This is a genomic window from Mesorhizobium sp. RCAM 06353, from assembly GCF_059683585.1.
This window is the reverse complement of sequence record NZ_CM185031.1, coordinates 5,664,723-5,681,360: the sequence shown is the minus strand read 5'-3', so window position 1 is coordinate 5,681,360 and position 16,638 is coordinate 5,664,723. Positions and strand designations below refer to the sequence as shown.

Genomic DNA, 16,638 nt, shown 5'->3' with positions numbered 1-16,638 from the left:
CGGCCTTTTTGCATCAGATTTGGCAGTGTCGGCTCAGCCGACGATCTCGGTGTCCGAGAACCAGTACTTGATCTCCTGCGCGGCGGTTTCCGGCGCGTCGGAGCCGTGCACCGAATTCTCGCCGATCGACAGCGCATGCACCTTGCGGATGGTGCCTTCAGCGGCGTTGGCCGGATTGGTGGCGCCCATCACTTCGCGGTTCCTGGCAATGGCATTCTCGCCTTCCAGCACCTGGACGATCGTCGGCGCCGACGACATGAATTCGACCAGCTCGCCGAAGAACGGACGATCCTTGTGGACGGCGTAGAAGCCTTCGGCCTCACGACGGCTCATCCACACGCGGCGCGAAGCGATGACGCGCAGGCCGGCGTCTTCGAGCATCTTGGTGATGGCGCCGGTGAGGTTACGCCGGGTTGCGTCCGGCTTGATCATGGAAAAGGTGCGTTCGAGCGCCATGGGTCGTCCTTGTCTGAGAATGGAATTGAGAGTGGCGGGCTCTATACAAGCCGCCCGGAGCCAGAGCAAGGGGTCGGAACGCTGCGCGCTTCTATGTCAGGCCGGCGCCGATGAGACGACATCAGATGGCTGCACAGCAACGCTTTGCTTGCTATAGTCGCGTGTCGGCGCCGCGCTGAAGTCGGCCCGAATGGAGACAACATGACCATGGCAGACGATCGTCAGGAGCGCATTCGCAACCGCGCACATCAGATCTGGCAGGAAGAAGGGCAACCGGCCGGTCACCACGAACGCCATTGGCACCAGGCGGCAGCCGACATCGATCGCCAGGACGCAGGCAAGCCGTCGGCAGCCAAGAAGGCATCTGGCGCCGGCAAGGCAAAGGCCGAGCCCAAGGAAGAAAAGGCTGCCGCGAAAGCCAGCAAACCGAAGACCAGCAAGCCAAAGAAGGCGGCCAAGTAAGGCCTGCCATCCCGCCGCTGATTTTCGCCGCGGTTGACGGTGTGTCCAAGCTGCCTTGCAGGCAGGGCAAGCTCGCGGCCGTCAGGCTGCTGCGGCAACCTTTCGTCCCAGCCCGCCATGCAGGTCGAGGCAGCGGGCGAACCATTGCGCCACGACGTCGCTGTCTTCGATCAGCCGATAGGGCGTGGCGATGCGCGCCCATTGCAGCGCGCCGAAGACGATATAGTCCGCAAACAGCGGCGAGGCGCCGCCGATGAAGGGCTGGTAGCCCAACATCGACCGCAGGGGCTCCAGCGAAGCCCGAAACGCCGCCAACCCGGCGTCGCGGGCCGCGACGACGTCTTCCAGCCGCTTGCCTAGGCGTTGCTCACGGCTCCGGCGGAAATAGGTGGCGTTCTCCTCGTCCTGCATGGTGTGGAGATCGATGATCGCAGCGGTGGTGATGTAGGGGTGGATGGTCAATTGCGACCAGCGCTCGATGAAACGCGCCATCGCCTTGCCGCCTTCGCCGCCAAACAGCGTCGGCCGATCCGGATAGGCTTCGTCGAGATAGAGCGCGATGGCGAAGGAATCGATGACAACCTTGTCGCCGTCGCGGATCACCGGAACGGTTTTCGAAGCGCCGCCCTCGATCGTGGGAACCTCGAGAAAACGCGTCGGCGCGGTCGAGATATCGAGCCCCTTATGGGCCAGCGCCATCGCTGCCTTCCAGCAATGCGGGCTGAATGGACGGCTCTCGTCGCGCCCGACGAGATCATAAAGCAGAATGGTCATTGGCGCGGGTCCCTTTGCGGTCTAGGTATCGCCCCGACACCCCGAGACAGGCGCGGCGGGAGAAAAGATGAAACAGCACTTCATGATGTTTGCGGCGTACAATCAATGGGCCAATGGCCGCATCTATGATGCCGCTGCCGATCTCGACGATGAGGAATTCAACCGCGATGTCGGCGCCTTCTTCCGCTCGCTGATGGGCACGCTCAACCACCTGCTTGCCGCCGATCGCATCTGGATGAAGCGCTTCACCGGCGAAGGCGATGCACCGACCGCGCTGGATGTCATCCTGCACCGGGCCCTGCCCAATTTGAGGATGGCGCGCGAGGCGGAAGACCGGCGGATCATCAACTGGCTTGGTGGCATGAACGACAAGGCGCTCTCCGGCCGCTTCACCTATATGACCGTATCGGACATGCGAACCGTCTCGCAGCGTCTGGCGCCGGCCCTGGCTCATGTCTTCAACCACCAGACCCATCATCGTGGCCAGGCGCATATGATCCTTACGGTTCTCGGCCGCCCCTCCGTGCCGCTCGATCTGGCGTATTTCCAGCGCACTGAAGAGGGCAGGGCCTTCGCCTGATTGAGATTGTTTCGTTCAAAATCCGAGCGCGAGTGGTCCGCGCCGACTGTCGCCGCGTCTTTTACCGCGGCATCGCTTTTACATCAGGCCACTCGGGAATTTCAGACAGCCTCGGAAGCCAGGTAGCCGATTTCGCTATCCAATTGGCGTTGCGTCAGAGCCGCTTCCGCCATCACCCATTGTTTGAACATCTGCACCTTGCGTGCGGCAAGGCTCTTATGGGGGGACACGAAATACCAACCGGCCGTGTTTGGGTAGTGGACGGCAAAGGGAGCGACCAGCCTCTCGGCGCGGATGTCGCTGGCCATATAGGCACGGTTGGCCACGGCAAAGCCCATTCCTGAATTGGCCGCCTCGTAGGACATCATGCATGAATCGAAATAGATGCTTTTGGTCTCGCTGAGCACGAAGCTGGCACCGGCGAAGCCAAGCCAGGATTGCCAGTTCTGGGTGCAGGTGTCGGAATGCAGCAGCGTGAAGTGCTGGAGATCGTCCGGTGTCACCTTTGACAGCTGCCTGTCGCCGAGAACCTCGTGGAACAATTTGCGGCTGCACACCGGCGTCAGGTCTTCCCGAAACAGCAGATCGGATAGCAGCCCGTTAAAGTGGCCGTCGCCATAGCGGATTTCGAGATCGAAATCGGAAGTCGTGAACTCATGCGTCGCGTAGGAGGTCGAAACCCGCATCACGATATCGGGATGTTGCCGCTGGAACAGCGGCAGGCGCGGAAACAGCCAGCGCGCCGCAAAGGTCGGCAGCACGGATATCTTCAGCACGTGCTCCTGCGATTGCCCGGTCGCTTCCATGCTGGCAGCAACGATCCGCTCCAGCGCCTCACGAACGCGCGAGACATAGGTCTCGCCCTCCGGCGTCAGCGATACCGCGTTGCCGCCGCGCTGGAAGATCTTGAAGCGCAGCTGGTCCTCCAGGCTTTTGACGCGCTGGCTGACCGCTGAGGCGGTGATGAACTGCTCTTCGCCGGCGCGCGTGAAATTCCCGTGGCGCGCAGCACTCTCCACGATTTTCAGCGAATTGAGGTTGACCTGACTGAGCAGACGCACTGGTTTTCGACCTTAAGCTGGGCTTACGGTAGCACTAGCATTCCTAATTTTACAGGGGGGCTAATTTAATCGACTGTTAACCAAGTGTTTGCCCCCCACTTGGAGAAGTACAATGAACGCACATACCATACCCGAACTGCGCTATGCGATGAGCCGCGAGGCCATTATCGGACACGAAACCGCCTGGAAAGTGTCGAGTTTCGGCGTTGCGCAGTTTCTGCATGGCTATGATCCGGCACTGCTTGCCGCAATCGAGGAAGCCGCCCTGAAGCTCAAGGCCAGCCATGCCGTGCACAAGCACCTCGACCTGACCTTCATCACCGGCGCCGACCGTTTCATCCCAGAAATCAAGGAGTTGCTGCACGATAAGCTGCGCCTGGAGCGCCTTTCCGACATGATGGGCACGAAGCTGGAGCCCTATCCGCTGTCGATTGTCGGCTCGACCGTTACCTTCATGAATCCCAGGGACGGCGCCGTCGAATGGCATTGCGACGGCGTTCCGGTCACCGAGCTCATTCCGCTGTCGATCAGCGATCCGCTGGTCGGCGGCCATCTCGAAATTTATTGCGACGATTCCGAGACCGGCCGCGCCATTCTCGAATCCGGACGCGAAATCCCGCGCAACCGCATCATGCGCATCGATCACAAGATGAAATACGCGACGCTCGGCCAGTTCCTCGGCGTCCTGCATCGCACGGCGCCGATCCACTATGGCGAGCGCGTCACCCTGGTGCTCAACCAGCGCTCGGTGGCCAAGCCCTATGTCGACGACAACCGCATGTTCTACCTCGCCGCCGACAATGATCACGACCGCGAATGGGTCAACGAACTGGCCGAAGACGTTTGGACCAACCAGTTGCCGGCCTATCGCCGGTTCGAGGCGGAGCATCCCACGCCGGCCGCCGTCGAAGCACCGGTTGCAGGCGGAGCGAGGGACACATGGTAGTCAGATCCGCGCTGGTCTTTGCCACCGGCGCGGTGGCTTTGTGGTCGACCAATGCGTTGGTCGGCAAATCCCTCTTGGAGAACCATCCGGTGTCGCAGGTGCAGTTCCTGCAGTTTGCAGGGGCTGCACTGGTCTTCGCTGCTATCCGTCTGATGAGCCGGGAGAAAGTCGCGCCGGTCGCGGCCAGAGCCGCGCTCGTACCGCTCGTGGTCGGCTTCATCGGTCTCGTCGGCACCATGGTGCTGCAATACATTGCCTTCGCCTCGATGCCGGTGATCGAAGCCAATCTCGTGGCTTACACTTGGCCCTTGATGGTTGCCGCGGCAGTGATCGCCTTCGAAAATCCGCGGCGTCCGGCACTGCTCGGCCTTGCCGCGGCCTTTGGGTTCGTCGGCGTCGCGCTGGTGATTTCGGGGGGGCGTGAGAGCACCTGGTTCCAGGGCGATCTTGTCGGCTATTTCGCCGCGTTCGGGTCTGCGCTGTGCATGGCTTTCTATTCGGTGATGGTGGGACGGCTCGCCACTTCGCCGGAGCGCCTGTTGCTGCCCTCGTCGCTGGTCGGCGTCGCCTTGACGTTTTTGTGGTCTGCTGGCGAAGGCGTCGCCTGGCCGGCCGGCGTGGATCTGGCGCTTGGGCTCTATCTCGGCGCCGGCCCGATGGGGCTGGGTTATTACTTCTGGTCGCGCGCCCTGAAGCTCGAAGGCAGCGGCAAGGTCGCAGTCGTCGCCTATCTCACGCCGATTGCTTCGACATTGCTGCTGACCTTGTCTGGCGAACGACTGACGGCTACCGCCATTGCCGGCGCGGTCCTCGTCATCGGCAGTTGTATCGCGGTCGGCCTGGAACGTTCGGAGGCGCAAGACTATGTTTGACGAAAATGAACGTCTCGCCAGGCGGGAAGCAGATTGGCTCATCAAGGAATTTGGCGCCGAGGCACCGCTTTACGCGGCGATGAAGGCCGAGAAGGCGATTGAACAGAAGGATTTCGGGCGGTGTGCTCGCTGGCGGCGTATTCTTGAGATATTGGCCGACGCCCGGACAACCAAGTCTGCTGTGTCCAAGTATTAGATTTTCTAATTTGCACGTCGTCGCTTTCCAATAAAAATAGTTGACGCCAAGTCTTGATTCGTTTTGGCGCTTGGCGGCCCGTTGGGGGACGCGGTTAAAGAGATACATCGACGAAAGTCTTCGCTGGGGTGGACGACTTTGTCGCAAATAGGGTGAAAGAATTGTCAAATATCGAGGATAAGACCATTATCGAGCTAACAGCCGATATTGTCTCGGCCTATGTAGGCAACAATCCGCTTCCAGCGGCCGGCCTGCCTGACTTGATTGCCAGCGTCAGCGCATCGGTTCGAAAGCTGGCTGGCGCGGCCGTTGTGGAAAGCCCGAGCCTGGTTCCGGCCGTAAATCCGAAAAAGTCGGTGTTTCCCGACTACATCGTCTGCCTGGAGGACGGAAAGAAGTTCAAGTCGCTCAAGCGACACCTCAGGACAGACTATGGTTTGAGCCCGGACGACTATCGGGCCAAATGGGGTTTGCCCCCGGACTATCCGATGGTCGCTCCGAATTACTCGGCGACCCGGTCGGCGCTGGCGAAGTCGACAGGCCTTGGCCGCAAACCGGCAGCAGTGCCGGCCGCCGTGGCCAAGCCAAAGCGCAAGGCGACTTCCTGAGCGCGGCTTGACTGGTATGGCAAGCCACTGATCGGCTGCCCTGACGGCGCGGTTGCACGCGTCGTTTTCAGGCCTTGTGCGGCCAACTGGCCCGCAAGGTCTTGCGAAGCGTTGATGTCCAGTGCAAAAGCGCGACCATGCTGATCATCAACGACCTTTCGCTCCGCATGGCCGGGCGCCTGCTTCTCGACCACGCCTCGCTGACCTTGCCCGCCGGCACCAAGGCCGGCCTTGTCGGTCGCAACGGCACCGGCAAGACGACGCTGTTCAAAGCCATCACCGGAGATTTTCCCTCCGAGACCGGTTCGATCAGCCTGCCGAAGAACACGCGCATCGGCCAGGTGGCGCAGGAAGCACCGGGAACCGAGGAGCCGCTGATCGAGATCGTGCTCAAGGCCGACCTCGAACGCACGGCGCTGCTCGAAGAGGAAAAGACGGCCACCGATCCGCACCGCATCGCCGATATCCACATGCGGCTGGCCGACATCGACGCGCATTCGGCCGAGTCTCGCGCCGCCACCATCCTGGCCGGCCTCGGTTTCGACGATGCCGCGCAACGCCGTCCCGCCTCGTCCTTCTCCGGCGGCTGGCGCATGCGCGTGGCATTGGCCGCCGTGCTGTTTTCAGAGCCTGACCTTCTGCTGCTCGACGAGCCGACCAACTATCTCGATCTCGAAGGCACGTTGTGGCTGGAAAACTATGTGTCGAAGTATCCGCACACCGTATTGCTGATTTCGCACGATCGCGACCTGCTCAACCGTGCCGTCAACTCGATCGTTCATCTCGACCAGAAGAAGCTGACCTTCTGGCGCGGCGGCTACGACCAGTTCGAGCGCCAGTATACCGAGCAGAAGGAATTGCAGGAAAAGGGCCGCGTCAAGCAGGAAGCCGCCCGCAAGCATATGGAATCCTTCGTCGAGCGTTTTCGCGCCAAGGCGTCGAAGGCCAGGCAGGCGCAGTCGCGCATCAAGGCGCTGGAGAAGATGAAGCCGATCGCGGCCATCGTGAACGATTCGGTGCGGCCGTTCTCTTTCCCCGAACCGGTGAAGACGGTTGCGTCGCCGATCGTTGCGCTGAACAACGTCAATGTCGGCTACACCGAGGGCCAGCCGATCCTGAAGAAGATGACGCTGCGCATCGACGCCGACGATCGCATCGCGCTGCTCGGCGCCAACGGCAACGGCAAGTCGACCTTCGCCAAATTACTGTCCGGCCGTCTCAAGCAGGAGAGCGGCACGATGACGGTGGCGCCCGGGCTGAAGGTGGCGATCTTCGCCCAGCACCAGCTCGATGACCTGCGGCCGGAAGAAAACGCCTATGAGCATGTCCGCCGGCTGATGCCGGAGGCGCCGGAATCCAAGGTGCGTGGCCGCGTCGCCCAGTTCGGTCTCACCACCGAGAAGATGAATACGCCCGCCAAGGACCTGTCGGGTGGCGAGAAGGCGCGCCTTCTGATGGGCCTGTCGGCCTTCGAGGGGCCGAACCTGTTCATCCTCGACGAGCCGACCAACCATCTCGACATCGACAGCCGCGAATCGCTGATCCATGCGCTCAACGAATTTCCCGGCGCCGTCATCCTGATCTCGCACGATCGCCATCTCCTGGAGGCGACGGCCGATCGGCTGTGGCTGGTCAAGGATGGCGCGGTCAACCCGTATGATGGCGACCTGGAGGACTACAAGACGCTGGTCACCGGCGTGTCCGGCGACCGCCGCGGCAAGCGCGAGGCGGACAAGGCCTCAAAAGCCGACCGCCGCCGCGACGCGGCAGCGCGCCGCGCCGCCTTCGAACCATTGGCCAAGGAAATCCGCGCCACCGAAGCGCTGATGGACCGTATCCGCAAGCGTATCGACGGCATTGAGGATGAACTGGCCAACCCTGCGATCTATGAAAAGGATCCCTCGACGGCGACACGCCTGGCCAAGGAGCGCTCGCAACTCGCTCAGACGCTCGCCGGCCACGAAGAAAAATGGCTGACCATGTCGGCTGAGTATGAGGAAGGCACGGCGGAGTGATTTACTCTCCCCTTCGAGGGGAGGATGAACCGCCGCCTCGCCATATCGGGTAGAAAAGCTATCCGCCAAAGGCAACTTGCGGGCAAATCTGGCCCTACACGCCTCGTTCGGAACCAGCTAACTTGCCCCCATGAACCAGCACGCCAAGCTCCGCATCGGCCATTCGGCCTGTCCGCATGATTGCCCGTCGACCTGTGCGCTCGAGGTGGAGCTGCTCGATGGCAACCGCATCGGTCGCGTCCATGGCGCCAAGTCCAACACCTATACGGCCGGTGTGGTCTGCGCCAAGGTTGCGCGCTATGCCGACCGTGTCCACCACCCCGACCGGCTGCTGAAGCCGCTGATCCGCGCCGGCGCCAAGGGCGATGGCGTCTGGAAGGACGCGAGCTGGGAAGCCGCACTCGACCTCGTCGCCGAAAAATTCATCGCCGCCGAGGCAAAATATGGCTCGGAGACGGTGTGGCCCTATTTCTATGCCGGCACGATGGGGCTGGTGCAGCTCGACGGCATCGACCGGCTTCGTCACGCGAAAAAGTATTCGGGCTTCTTTGGCTCGATCTGCACCAATCTGGCCTGGACCGGCTGGATGATGGGGGCGGGCGCCTTGCGCGGGCCCGACCCGCGCGAGATGGCGAAGTCCGATTGCGTGGTGATCTGGGGCACCAATGCCGTGGTCACGCAGGTCAATGTGATGACCCATGCCATCAAGGCGCGCAAGGAACGCGGCGCAAGGATCGTCGTCATCGACGTCTATGAAAACGCGACCATGAAGCAGGCCGACATGGGCCTGGTGCTGAAGCCCGGCACCGACGGCGCGCTGGCTTGTGCGGTCATGCATGTGCTGTTCCGGGAAGGCCTGGCCGACCGCGCCTATCTCGAGAAATACACGGACGATCCGAAGGGGCTGGAGGCGCATCTGAAGACGCGCACGCCGGAATGGGCCTCTGCAATTACCGGCCTTGGCGTCGCTGAAATCGAAGCCTTCGCGCGCTTGGTTGGCACGACCAAGAAAACCTATTTCCGCCTCGGCTACGGCTTTGCCCGCCAGCGCAACGGTGCCGTCAACATGCATGCCGCGTCCTGCATCGCCGCGGTCACCGGCAGCTGGCAATATGAAGGTGGCGGTGCCTTCCACTCGAATTCCGGCATCTTCAAGCTCAACCAGGATGTGCTGGAAGGCTCCAGGATGCGCGATCCCTCGATCCGCTATCTCGACCATTCGCGCATCGGCCCGGTGCTGACCGGCGCCAGCGACGCGCTTTATGGCGGACCGCCGGTGACGGCGATGCTGATCCAGAACACCAACCCGGTGAATGTCGCGCCCGAGCAGCGGCTGGTGAAACAGGGCTTTCTGCGCGACGACCTGTTCACGTGCGTGCACGAGCAGTTCATGACCGACACCGCCAAGCTTGCCGATGTCGTGCTGCCGGCAACGATGTTCCTCGAGCACGACGACGTCTACAAGGGCGGCGGCAACCAGCACATCACCCTCGGCCCCAAGCTGATCGAGCCGCCGGAGGGGCCGCGCACCAACCATTTCGTCATCGAGCAGCTGGCCGAGCGCCTGGGGGTCGCCGATCGCCCGGGCTTTGGTCTCACCGAACAGCAGCATATCGACATCATTCTCGGCAAGCGCGGACTGGGCAGCTTCGACAGCTTGAAAGAGCAAAAATGGCTCGATCTGCAGCCGGATTTCGAGACCGCGCATTTCATTAAAGGCTTCGGCCATGCGGATGGAAAATTCCGCTTCCGCGCCGACTGGACCGGTCAGGCGGCTCCTAACCGGCCGCCGAAGAGCATGGGCCTGTTCGGACCGGTGGAACGGCTGCCGGAGTTTCCCGACCATGTCGACCTGATCGAAGTGGCGGACGAGGCGCATCCGTTCCGGTTGACGACCTCGCCGGCACGCAATTTCCTCAACTCGACCTTTGCCGAGACGCCGGTGTCGAAGGAAAAGGAAGGCAGGCCGGTGCTGCTCCTGCATCCCGACGATGCGGCGGACCTTGGGCTTGCCGATGGCGACCGTGTCGAGGTGGGCAACCGGCGCGGCGACCTGGTGCTGCACGCGAAATTCTTCGACGGCATCAAGCGCGGCGTCGTGATCGCCGAAGGCATCTGGCCAAACAGCGCCCATGAGCGCGGCGAGGGCATCAACGTGCTGACCGGCGCCGATGCGCCGGCGCCCTATGGTGGTGCTGCCTTCCACGACAACAAGGTCTGGCTGCGCAAGGCAAGTTGAGCTGGGCGAGCGCGTCGGCCATCTGGGGCCTGACTATACCGGCAGGATTTCGGCCGCCTTTTTCCTGTTCAGCCGATGCCGGATATCGTCGGCGATCGCCTGGGCCTCAATCCCGATCTCGCGCAGCAACCCGGTGACTGCATTGTGGAAGCCAACGAGGTAGAGGCCGAGATCCGAAGCTTTGGGGGTAACGCCACTGCGGTCCGGTTGGATGCTTGGCTCGAGAAATCTGGCATAGCCCGGCCGGTAACCAGTGGCGAAGATGATCGCGTCGAATTCGCCGCGTTTGCCGTCTGTAAAACGGGCGCCGCGTTCCGAGATCTCGGCGATGTCGGGCGCAACCTTGATTGCGCCTTCGCGGATCTTGCCGATAGTGCCAACATCGATCACCGGAATGCGCGATGCAATCGCAATCTGTTCCAGCAGTCCCTGTCCCGGTCGTCTGAGGCCATATTTTTCCAGCCTGCCCAACACCAGGTCGAGGATGATCGGGAAAAGAGCATCGTTGAGGCGTTGCGGCCCCAGGCGCGTCGCCATGCCGACCATCTGGATGGGCACGCCGAACAGTTCGCGCGGCACGATATGAACGCCGCCGCGCACGGAAATCGTCGGCTGTGCGCCGTTTTCCGCCAGATCGAGCGCAATCTCGGCGCCGGTGTTGCCCATGCCGACGACCAGCACGGACTGACCGGCGAAAGGCGTGGCATTGCGATAGTCGGCGCTGTGCAGTGTCTTGCCGGTGAAGCTGCCGATGCCGGCAAATGTGGGCCGCAAGGGCTCGGCATTGTAGCCTGACGCGATCACCGCATGTTTGGCGCGCAACGGGCCGGATGTGGCGTCGACAAGCCAGCCGCGACCCTCCCGGGTGATCGCTTTCACCGTTTCCCCAAACCTGGGCTTGAGGTCGAAGCGTTGCGCGTAGGCATCGAGGTATTCGACGAAGAGATCGCGCGGCACGTAACGCGGATAGTGTTGGGGAAAGGGCACGAAGGGCAGCGACGAATAGCGCTTGGTCGTGTGCAGATGGACGCGCTCGTAATGGCGCCGCCAGGCTGGCGCGGCCTGTTGCTCTTTTTCGATGATGATGAAGTCGATGCCGGCCTGTCGCAGGCATGCGGCAACGGCGAGGCCGGCCGGCCCGGCACCGATGATCGCTACTGTTGTGATGTCGTCCAAGCGCGCCTCCCAGCCCAACTCGCGTCCTGAGAATGTCAAAAGCATGGCGGCCCCGACTGGGACCCGCCTGCCGGCAAGGCTCAATCCGGCAGGGGCACCGTCAGCCCGACCTTGACGCGGTCCATGGCGACGAAGGTGCGGAATTTCCGGACATTGTAGCTGCCGAAGAACAGCTTTCGCGTCAGCGCCTCATAGGCGCCCATGTCGGCCACGGTGATGACGAGGATGAAGTCGGCTTCGCCGGTGACATAATAGCATTGCTGCACTTCAGGCGTTTCCGAGAATTGCCGCTTGGCCGTGTCGATGAGCTCGGTGCGCTCGCTCTCCAGCTCCACCTCGACGAAGATGGTGATGGGCTGGCCGACCGCCGTGGGTTCGATGATGGCGACATTGCCTGCGATGACGCCGGCCTGCTCCATGCGCTTGATACGGCGCTGCACCGCCGGTGCCGACAGGTTCACCGCTTCGCCGATCAGCCGCTGCGGCGTCGTGTTGTCCCGCTGCAGGATGGCAAGGATGGCGAGATCGAAGCTATCGAGCGAAGGTGGTGATGGAGGCAATGGAGCTATCCCGGCGAAACAAACTTGCATTTCGGAGGCCCAATTACAGCGCTCTTTGCGCCTGTCCTGCAATATGGTCTCGCTGACTGCCAAGGAGGCGCCAGTGTTCCTGCCCAATCGCAACGCTCTGCACGGCAAGCCGCTTGATGCGGCCGATGCCGAAACCCTTGGGATTGCCGGGGCGGACACGGTCGAGCGCTTCCTTGCCCATCGTGACAATCATTCGATGACGCCGCTGCACGCGCTGTCGGCGCTGGCGAGCGAACTCGGCCTCGCTGCGTTGCATGTCAAGGATGAGGGCTTTCGTCTCGGCCTCGGCAGCTTCAAGGCTCTGGGCGGCGCCTATGCTGTCTTTCGCCTGGTGCTGGAGGAGGCGGCCAAGCGGCTTGGCCACGCCGTCGATGTCGAGGATCTCAACAGCCCCGATGTTCGCTCGGTTGCCGCGAAGATGACATTTGCCTGCGCCACCGACGGCAACCATGGGCGCTCTGTCGCGCAAGGCGCCGAGCTTGGCGGTGCGAGGGCCGTGATCTTCGTTCATGCCGGTGTCAGCGACGAGCGGATCGCCGCAATCGCCCGATACGGCGCGGAGTTGGTTCCTGTCGATGGCAATTATGACGATTCGGTCAGGCAAGCCGCCAAGGTCGCGGCCGAGAAAGGCTGGACCGTGGTGTCGGATACGTCGTGGCCGGGATACGAGCGTATTCCTGGTCTGGTGATGCAGGGCTATACGGCGATCGTGCGCGAAGCGCTGCGCCAATTGCCGGAGCCACCGACCCACGTTTTCGTCCAGGCAGGCGTCGGCGGCATTGCCGCCGCGGTGGCCGGCCATCTCGCCATCGTGCTCGGCGACGCCAGGCCAACCTTCATTGTCGTAGAGCCCGCGCGTGCCGCATGCATCGTCGCAGCCGCTGTGGCAGGGCATGTGGTCAAGGTGGCGCACGACCAGCCGACTGTCATGGCCATGCTTGAATGCTATGAGGCCTCGCAGGTCGCCTGGCGCGTACTGGCGCGCGTTGCCGACGCCTTCATGACCGTGGAGGAGGACGACGCCATCGCGGTGATGCGAAGGCTGGCTCGGCCGGCCGGCAGCGATCCGGTGATCGTCGCCGGCGAGAGCGGCGGCGTCGGTCTTGCCGGACTGATCCGGGCGGTGGCCGAGAACAAAGCCGATCTCGGCCTCGACGGCAAATCGCGCGTGCTGGTGATCAACACCGAAGGTGCCACCGACCCGCATCGCTATGCCGAACTGGTCGGCATGAGCCCGGCCGATGTGCTGGCCGGCAAGCTCGCTGCCGAGGCGACACCATGATTGCCATCGACGCGCAGCGCCTGCTCCATCGAATCCGTGAACTCGGCGCCGTTGGCCGCGACGACGAGGGCAGGCTGACGCGTCTGGCCGCTTCCGACACCGACAAGCAGGGCCGCGACCTCTTCGTCGGCTGGCTGAGCCAGGCCGGGCTCGATGTCGCCATCGACCGCATCGGCAACATTTTTGGCATCTGGCAAAGTGCTGACAATGCAGACAAGGCACCGCTGCTCATCGGCTCGCATATCGACACGGTCATCGACGCCGGCATCTATGACGGCTGCTACGGCGTGCTTGCCGGGCTGGAGGTGATCGAGACGCTGAAGGCCTCGGGGCTCTCGCCGTCGCGCCCGCTCGCCGTCGCGGCCTTCACCAATGAGGAAGGCGTGCGCTTCTCTCCCGACATGATGGGGTCGCTGGTCCATGCCGGCGGCGTCGATGTCGAAGCAGCACTTGCCGCTGTCGGCACCGACTGCAGCACGCTTGGGCAGGAACTCGCCCGCATCGGCTATGCCGGCGACCGCGAACCGGGTTTTCTCAAGCCGCACCTCTATGTCGAACTGCATATCGAGCAGGGGCCGGTTCTGGAGCGCGAAGGCATCCCGATCGGTGCGGTGGAAACCCTGCAAGGGATTTCCTGGCAGCGCATCACCCTCGATGGCGTCGCCAACCATGCCGGCACCACGCCGATGTCGATGCGCTGCGACGCCGGATATGCCGCGGCACGAATCGTCACATTCCTGCATGATCGGGCAACTGCCTCCAACGCGGCAACCGTTGCCACCGTCGGCACGATGAGCTTCGAGCCGAACGCCATCAACGTCATCCCATCGCGCGCCGTCTTCACCGTCGATCTGCGCGATCCCGACGAGCAGCGCCTGCAGGCGCAGGAGGCGGCCTTGGCGGGCTTTCTCGAACAGCTTGCCGCCGAGGGCATCACTGTAACGGTCGAAAGATTAGCGCGCTTCGAGCCGGTTATCTTCGACGGCCGAGTCGTCGAACTGATCGAGGCCGCCGCGAGGAAGCGCGGGCTTGCCTCGCGTCGCATGACTTCTGGTGCCGGTCATGACGCGCAAATGATCGCGCGCATTGCGCCGGCGGCAATGATCTTCGTGCCGAGCGCCGGAGGCATCAGCCACAGTCCGCACGAGCACACCGAAGATGCCGAGCTTGTTGCCGGCGCCAACATCCTGCTTGATGTGATCACTGAACTTGCGGAGGGGCGGAGGAATGGCTGAACTCGATCCCGAAACACTGAAGCGCGAGATGACCAATTGGCGGCGCGACTTGCATGCGCACCCCGAATTCGGCTTCGAGGAGAAACGCACCGCTGCCTTTGTCGCGGCCAAGCTGCGCGAATTCGGCCTCGACGATGTCACGGAGGGTGTCGGCGGCACCGGTGTCGTTGGCACGCTGAAACGCGGCAGCGGCAACCGCGCCATTGCGCTGAGGGCCGATATGGATGCGCTGCGCATAGCAGAGCAGTCGACCGCGCCCTATCGCTCCGGCAATCCTGGCGTCATGCATGCCTGCGGCCATGACGGCCACACGGCCATGCTGCTTGGCGCGGCAAAGCTGCTGGCCGGCGAGGGTGGTTTCGACGGCACCGTGCGCTTCATCTTCCAGCCGGCCGAGGAGTGGGGCAGGGGCGCGCTGGCCATGCTCAACGATGGCCTGATGCAGCGCTTCCCTTTCGACGAGATTTTTGGCCTGCATAACATGCCCGGCCTTCCCGTCGGCCACTTCGAGACCCGTGCCGGCCCCGTCATGTCGGCCGAGGACAATTTTGAGATCGTGCTTAGAGGTCTCGGCGGCCACGCGGCGCGGCCGCATTCGGGCAATGAAACGCTGGTCGCCGCCTGTGCGCTGGTCACCAATCTGCAGACCATCGTCTCGCGCCGCCTGAGCCCGGCCGACATATCGGTGGTTTCGGTGACCGAACTGATCACCGACGGCACCCGCAACGCGCTGCCGGGTCTTGCCCGCATCCTCGGCGATGCGCGCAGCTTCCGTCCAGAAGTCAGCGCCGAGATCGAACGCCAGATGCGCGTCATCACCGAGGGTACCGCTGCCGCCTACAATGTCACCGCCGATGTTACCTATACGCGCGAATTCGTGCCGCTGCGCAACGATGCCGAACTGGTTGACGCGGCCTTCGCCGCCGCAGGAAACGTCTTCGAGCCCGGCAATATCGCGGTCGCCCGCGAGCCGATGACCGCTTCGGAGGATTTCGCCCGCTTCCTCGATCACGTGCCGGGCTGCTTCGTCTTCCTTGGCAATGGCGAGGCCTCGCCGCCGCTGCACAATTCCAGCTACGACTTCAACGATGACGGGTTACTGTTCGGCACGAATTTCCATGTCGCCATCGCCAGGCAAAGACTGGGCAACGGGACCGGCAGATGATCGTGGTTTGATTGGATGCCCGAACCGGTTTTGTACGTTTTTATCAAACGACGATCCTCAATGACGCAACGGAAAGACTCAGCTAACCTCCGCTACGCGGCGGACCTCTTATCCGCTTGGCCGGCGCCTTCTCCTCCCAAGCGGCGCCGGCCTTCTTCGTTGCGGTGAAAGCCTGCTAAATTAGTGCTCATTAAATTTGGAATAGTCGCACTTGCCGGGCGTTAAAATCTTTCTGGCATGGAAGCCGCAGGTCTTTGGGGTTTTACGGGAAGACGGATGCGCGGGCGGGGCTGGATAAAGGCGTTGCGTCAGGACGAGGCGCGGCAGGTGCGTGCGCGCATCGCTGAACTCGAAAGAAACCTCACAGCGGCGTCACCGTCCCGGGGCCGTCAGCAACGACAGGAAGCTGGGCACGAACTGCGCAATGCCAAGTTCCGCCTCGAGCGCCTTGAGGAGTGCATCGCGGCAATGCCTGATGTTCCGACTGTCACCTGACTGAACCGAACATACTCACTTGCCGACAGCCCCTGCGTTCATGACGGGATTACCGGCGTGAAAACTTTGTTCGGCACCAGGAGCCTTCGTCGGTGGCAGTTTGTTGTCGCAGGCCGAGACAGCCAAAGCCACCAGAACAAGGCTAAATCCTAGCTTTTTCATCGCTACCGCCTCCAGTCTCACAACGAGCCTCCAATCTCAAAACGAGGCGATGTTGGTTTGGTTGCGAACGGGAACAAAACGCCACGCTTGCGGTTGATCTCTATTAGAGGAGACCGCTGCATGATCCGTTTGCTTCTGGCCGGCACCTTTGCCTATGTCACCTACCGCCTCGCGCGCAGGATGATCGATGACGTGCCCGGCGACATCGACCCCCTTCTGTTGCCCGCACCGAGAAGTGACCGCGACGCTCTGCGCCGACAATCGGCGGCCATGGGTGTCGATCCCCGGCGCTAATTCGTCATACCGCTTACTTGTTGCGAACAA

The 16,638-nt window shown here is 62.6% G+C and carries 19 protein-coding genes; 13 read left to right on the top strand and 6 right to left on the bottom strand.

Features of this window, described 5'->3' with window-relative positions:
• Positions 1 to 33 precede the first annotated feature (33 nt).
• The gene (ndk, locus tag AC56QX_RS27665; RefSeq protein WP_010915217.1) at positions 34 to 456 is read right to left on the bottom strand and encodes a nucleoside-diphosphate kinase; all 423 of its coding nucleotides are present in this window, start codon (positions 454 to 456) and stop codon (positions 34 to 36) included.
• A gap of 201 nt (positions 457 to 657) precedes the next feature.
• Between ndk and AC56QX_RS27660 the strand changes: the two genes are divergently transcribed.
• Complete coding sequence (locus tag AC56QX_RS27660) at positions 658 to 918, top strand: DUF2934 domain-containing protein (protein WP_497111642.1); 261 nt, start codon at positions 658 to 660, stop codon at positions 916 to 918.
• Between the two features lie 81 nt (positions 919 to 999).
• Here the strand turns inward: AC56QX_RS27660 and AC56QX_RS27655 are convergent, their stop codons facing one another.
• Positions 1,000 to 1,692 carry a glutathione S-transferase family protein gene (locus tag AC56QX_RS27655; protein WP_497111641.1) on the bottom strand — a complete coding sequence of 231 codons (693 nt, stop codon included), beginning with the start codon at positions 1,690 to 1,692 and terminating at the stop codon, positions 1,000 to 1,002.
• A 67-nt stretch (positions 1,693 to 1,759) separates the two neighbouring features.
• Here AC56QX_RS27655 and AC56QX_RS27650 point away from each other — a divergent pair, with 67 nt between their 5' ends.
• Positions 1,760 to 2,272, top strand: a complete 513-nt coding sequence (locus AC56QX_RS27650) for a DinB family protein (RefSeq protein ID WP_497111640.1) — start codon at positions 1,760 to 1,762, stop codon at positions 2,270 to 2,272.
• Positions 2,273 to 2,373: 101 nt separating this feature from the next.
• Here the strand turns inward: AC56QX_RS27650 and AC56QX_RS27645 are convergent, their stop codons facing one another.
• Complete coding sequence (locus AC56QX_RS27645; RefSeq protein WP_497111639.1) at positions 2,374 to 3,333, bottom strand: LysR substrate-binding domain-containing protein; 960 nt, start codon at positions 3,331 to 3,333, stop codon at positions 2,374 to 2,376.
• Positions 3,334 to 3,445: 112 nt separating this feature from the next.
• Between AC56QX_RS27645 and AC56QX_RS27640 the strand changes: the two genes are divergently transcribed.
• From AC56QX_RS27640 to AC56QX_RS27615, 6 genes are all read left to right on the top strand, one after another.
• On the top strand, positions 3,446 to 4,279 hold the full coding sequence (locus AC56QX_RS27640) for a hypothetical protein (RefSeq protein WP_477437166.1): 834 nt from the start codon (positions 3,446 to 3,448) through the stop codon (positions 4,277 to 4,279).
• Positions 4,273 to 5,151 carry a DMT family transporter gene (locus tag AC56QX_RS27635; RefSeq protein ID WP_497111638.1) on the top strand — a complete coding sequence of 293 codons (879 nt, stop codon included), beginning with the start codon at positions 4,273 to 4,275 and terminating at the stop codon, positions 5,149 to 5,151. Before AC56QX_RS27640 ends, AC56QX_RS27635 begins: the two co-directional genes overlap by 7 nt.
• Positions 5,144 to 5,347 carry a hypothetical protein gene (locus AC56QX_RS27630; RefSeq protein ID WP_497111636.1) on the top strand — a complete coding sequence of 68 codons (204 nt, stop codon included), beginning with the start codon at positions 5,144 to 5,146 and terminating at the stop codon, positions 5,345 to 5,347. Before AC56QX_RS27635 ends, AC56QX_RS27630 begins: the two co-directional genes overlap by 8 nt.
• 161 nt (positions 5,348 to 5,508) lie before the next feature.
• The gene (locus AC56QX_RS27625; protein WP_497117926.1) at positions 5,509 to 5,955 is read left to right on the top strand and encodes a Ros/MucR family transcriptional regulator; all 447 of its coding nucleotides are present in this window, start codon (positions 5,509 to 5,511) and stop codon (positions 5,953 to 5,955) included.
• A 137-nt stretch (positions 5,956 to 6,092) separates the two neighbouring features.
• Complete coding sequence (locus tag AC56QX_RS27620) at positions 6,093 to 7,970, top strand: ABC-F family ATP-binding cassette domain-containing protein (RefSeq protein ID WP_140768333.1); 1,878 nt, start codon at positions 6,093 to 6,095, stop codon at positions 7,968 to 7,970.
• 130 nt (positions 7,971 to 8,100) lie between these two features.
• Positions 8,101 to 10,209, top strand: a complete 2,109-nt coding sequence (locus AC56QX_RS27615; RefSeq protein WP_497111634.1) for a molybdopterin-containing oxidoreductase family protein — start codon at positions 8,101 to 8,103, stop codon at positions 10,207 to 10,209.
• Positions 10,210 to 10,242: 33 nt separating this feature from the next.
• Here AC56QX_RS27615 and AC56QX_RS27610 read toward each other — a convergent pair whose 3' ends face one another.
• Together AC56QX_RS27610 and AC56QX_RS27605 are read right to left on the bottom strand one after the other, a co-directional pair.
• A complete protein-coding gene (locus tag AC56QX_RS27610; protein ID WP_497111633.1) occupies positions 10,243 to 11,430 on the bottom strand; it encodes a flavin-containing monooxygenase in 1,188 nt (395 codons plus the stop codon).
• A 35-nt stretch (positions 11,431 to 11,465) separates the two neighbouring features.
• Positions 11,466 to 11,945, bottom strand: a complete 480-nt coding sequence (locus AC56QX_RS27605) for an Lrp/AsnC family transcriptional regulator (protein WP_497111632.1) — start codon at positions 11,943 to 11,945, stop codon at positions 11,466 to 11,468.
• Positions 11,946 to 12,048: 103 nt separating this feature from the next.
• On the opposite strand from AC56QX_RS27605, the gene AC56QX_RS27600 reads away from it, so the two are divergent.
• The 4 genes from AC56QX_RS27600 to AC56QX_RS27585 all read left to right on the top strand — a co-directional run bounded on the left by AC56QX_RS27600 (position 12,049) and on the right by AC56QX_RS27585 (position 16,152).
• Positions 12,049 to 13,257, top strand: coding sequence for a diaminopropionate ammonia-lyase (locus AC56QX_RS27600; protein WP_497111631.1), 1,209 nt, complete (start codon positions 12,049 to 12,051; stop codon positions 13,255 to 13,257).
• Positions 13,254 to 14,492 (top strand): Zn-dependent hydrolase, encoded by a 1,239-nt coding sequence (locus AC56QX_RS27595; protein ID WP_497111630.1) that lies wholly within the window; start codon positions 13,254 to 13,256, stop codon positions 14,490 to 14,492. Before AC56QX_RS27600 ends, AC56QX_RS27595 begins: the two co-directional genes overlap by 4 nt.
• Positions 14,485 to 15,657, top strand: a complete 1,173-nt coding sequence (locus tag AC56QX_RS27590) for a M20 aminoacylase family protein (protein WP_497111629.1) — start codon at positions 14,485 to 14,487, stop codon at positions 15,655 to 15,657. The genes AC56QX_RS27595 and AC56QX_RS27590 overlap by 8 nt, the downstream gene beginning before the upstream one ends.
• Before the next feature lie 303 nt (positions 15,658 to 15,960).
• Positions 15,961 to 16,152 carry a hypothetical protein gene (locus tag AC56QX_RS27585; RefSeq protein WP_497111628.1) on the top strand — a complete coding sequence of 64 codons (192 nt, stop codon included), beginning with the start codon at positions 15,961 to 15,963 and terminating at the stop codon, positions 16,150 to 16,152.
• Between the two features lie 15 nt (positions 16,153 to 16,167).
• Here the strand turns inward: AC56QX_RS27585 and AC56QX_RS27580 are convergent, their stop codons facing one another.
• Positions 16,168 to 16,314 carry a hypothetical protein gene (locus AC56QX_RS27580; RefSeq protein ID WP_497111627.1) on the bottom strand — a complete coding sequence of 49 codons (147 nt, stop codon included), beginning with the start codon at positions 16,312 to 16,314 and terminating at the stop codon, positions 16,168 to 16,170.
• A 120-nt stretch (positions 16,315 to 16,434) separates the two neighbouring features.
• Here AC56QX_RS27580 and AC56QX_RS27575 point away from each other — a divergent pair, with 120 nt between their 5' ends.
• The gene (locus AC56QX_RS27575) at positions 16,435 to 16,608 is read left to right on the top strand and encodes a hypothetical protein (protein ID WP_497111626.1); all 174 of its coding nucleotides are present in this window, start codon (positions 16,435 to 16,437) and stop codon (positions 16,606 to 16,608) included.
• Positions 16,609 to 16,638: the final 30 nt, after the last annotated feature.

Bases quoted from the DNA above. Each gene is read 5' to 3' on its own strand.
- AC56QX_RS27575 (WP_497111626.1), top strand. From the start codon at position 16,435: ATGATCCGTTTGCTTCTGGCCGGCACCTTTGCCTATGTCACCTACCGC.
- AC56QX_RS27650 (WP_497111640.1), top strand. From the start codon at position 1,760: ATGAAACAGCACTTCATGATGTTTGCGGCGTACAATCAATGGGCCAAT.
- AC56QX_RS27620 (WP_140768333.1), top strand. From the start codon at position 6,093: ATGCTGATCATCAACGACCTTTCGCTCCGCATGGCCGGGCGCCTGCTT.
- AC56QX_RS27580 (WP_497111627.1), bottom strand. From the start codon at position 16,314: ATGAAAAAGCTAGGATTTAGCCTTGTTCTGGTGGCTTTGGCTGTCTCG.
- AC56QX_RS27660 (WP_497111642.1), top strand. From the start codon at position 658: ATGACCATGGCAGACGATCGTCAGGAGCGCATTCGCAACCGCGCACAT.
- AC56QX_RS27610 (WP_497111633.1), bottom strand. From the start codon at position 11,430: ATGCTTTTGACATTCTCAGGACGCGAGTTGGGCTGGGAGGCGCGCTTG.
- AC56QX_RS27590 (WP_497111629.1), top strand. From the start codon at position 14,485: ATGGCTGAACTCGATCCCGAAACACTGAAGCGCGAGATGACCAATTGG.
- AC56QX_RS27635 (WP_497111638.1), top strand. From the start codon at position 4,273: ATGGTAGTCAGATCCGCGCTGGTCTTTGCCACCGGCGCGGTGGCTTTG.
- AC56QX_RS27655 (WP_497111641.1), bottom strand. From the start codon at position 1,692: ATGACCATTCTGCTTTATGATCTCGTCGGGCGCGACGAGAGCCGTCCA.
- AC56QX_RS27630 (WP_497111636.1), top strand. From the start codon at position 5,144: ATGTTTGACGAAAATGAACGTCTCGCCAGGCGGGAAGCAGATTGGCTC.
- AC56QX_RS27615 (WP_497111634.1), top strand. From the start codon at position 8,101: ATGAACCAGCACGCCAAGCTCCGCATCGGCCATTCGGCCTGTCCGCAT.
- AC56QX_RS27640 (WP_477437166.1), top strand. From the start codon at position 3,446: ATGAACGCACATACCATACCCGAACTGCGCTATGCGATGAGCCGCGAG.
- AC56QX_RS27595 (WP_497111630.1), top strand. From the start codon at position 13,254: ATGATTGCCATCGACGCGCAGCGCCTGCTCCATCGAATCCGTGAACTC.
- ndk (WP_010915217.1), bottom strand. From the start codon at position 456: ATGGCGCTCGAACGCACCTTTTCCATGATCAAGCCGGACGCAACCCGG.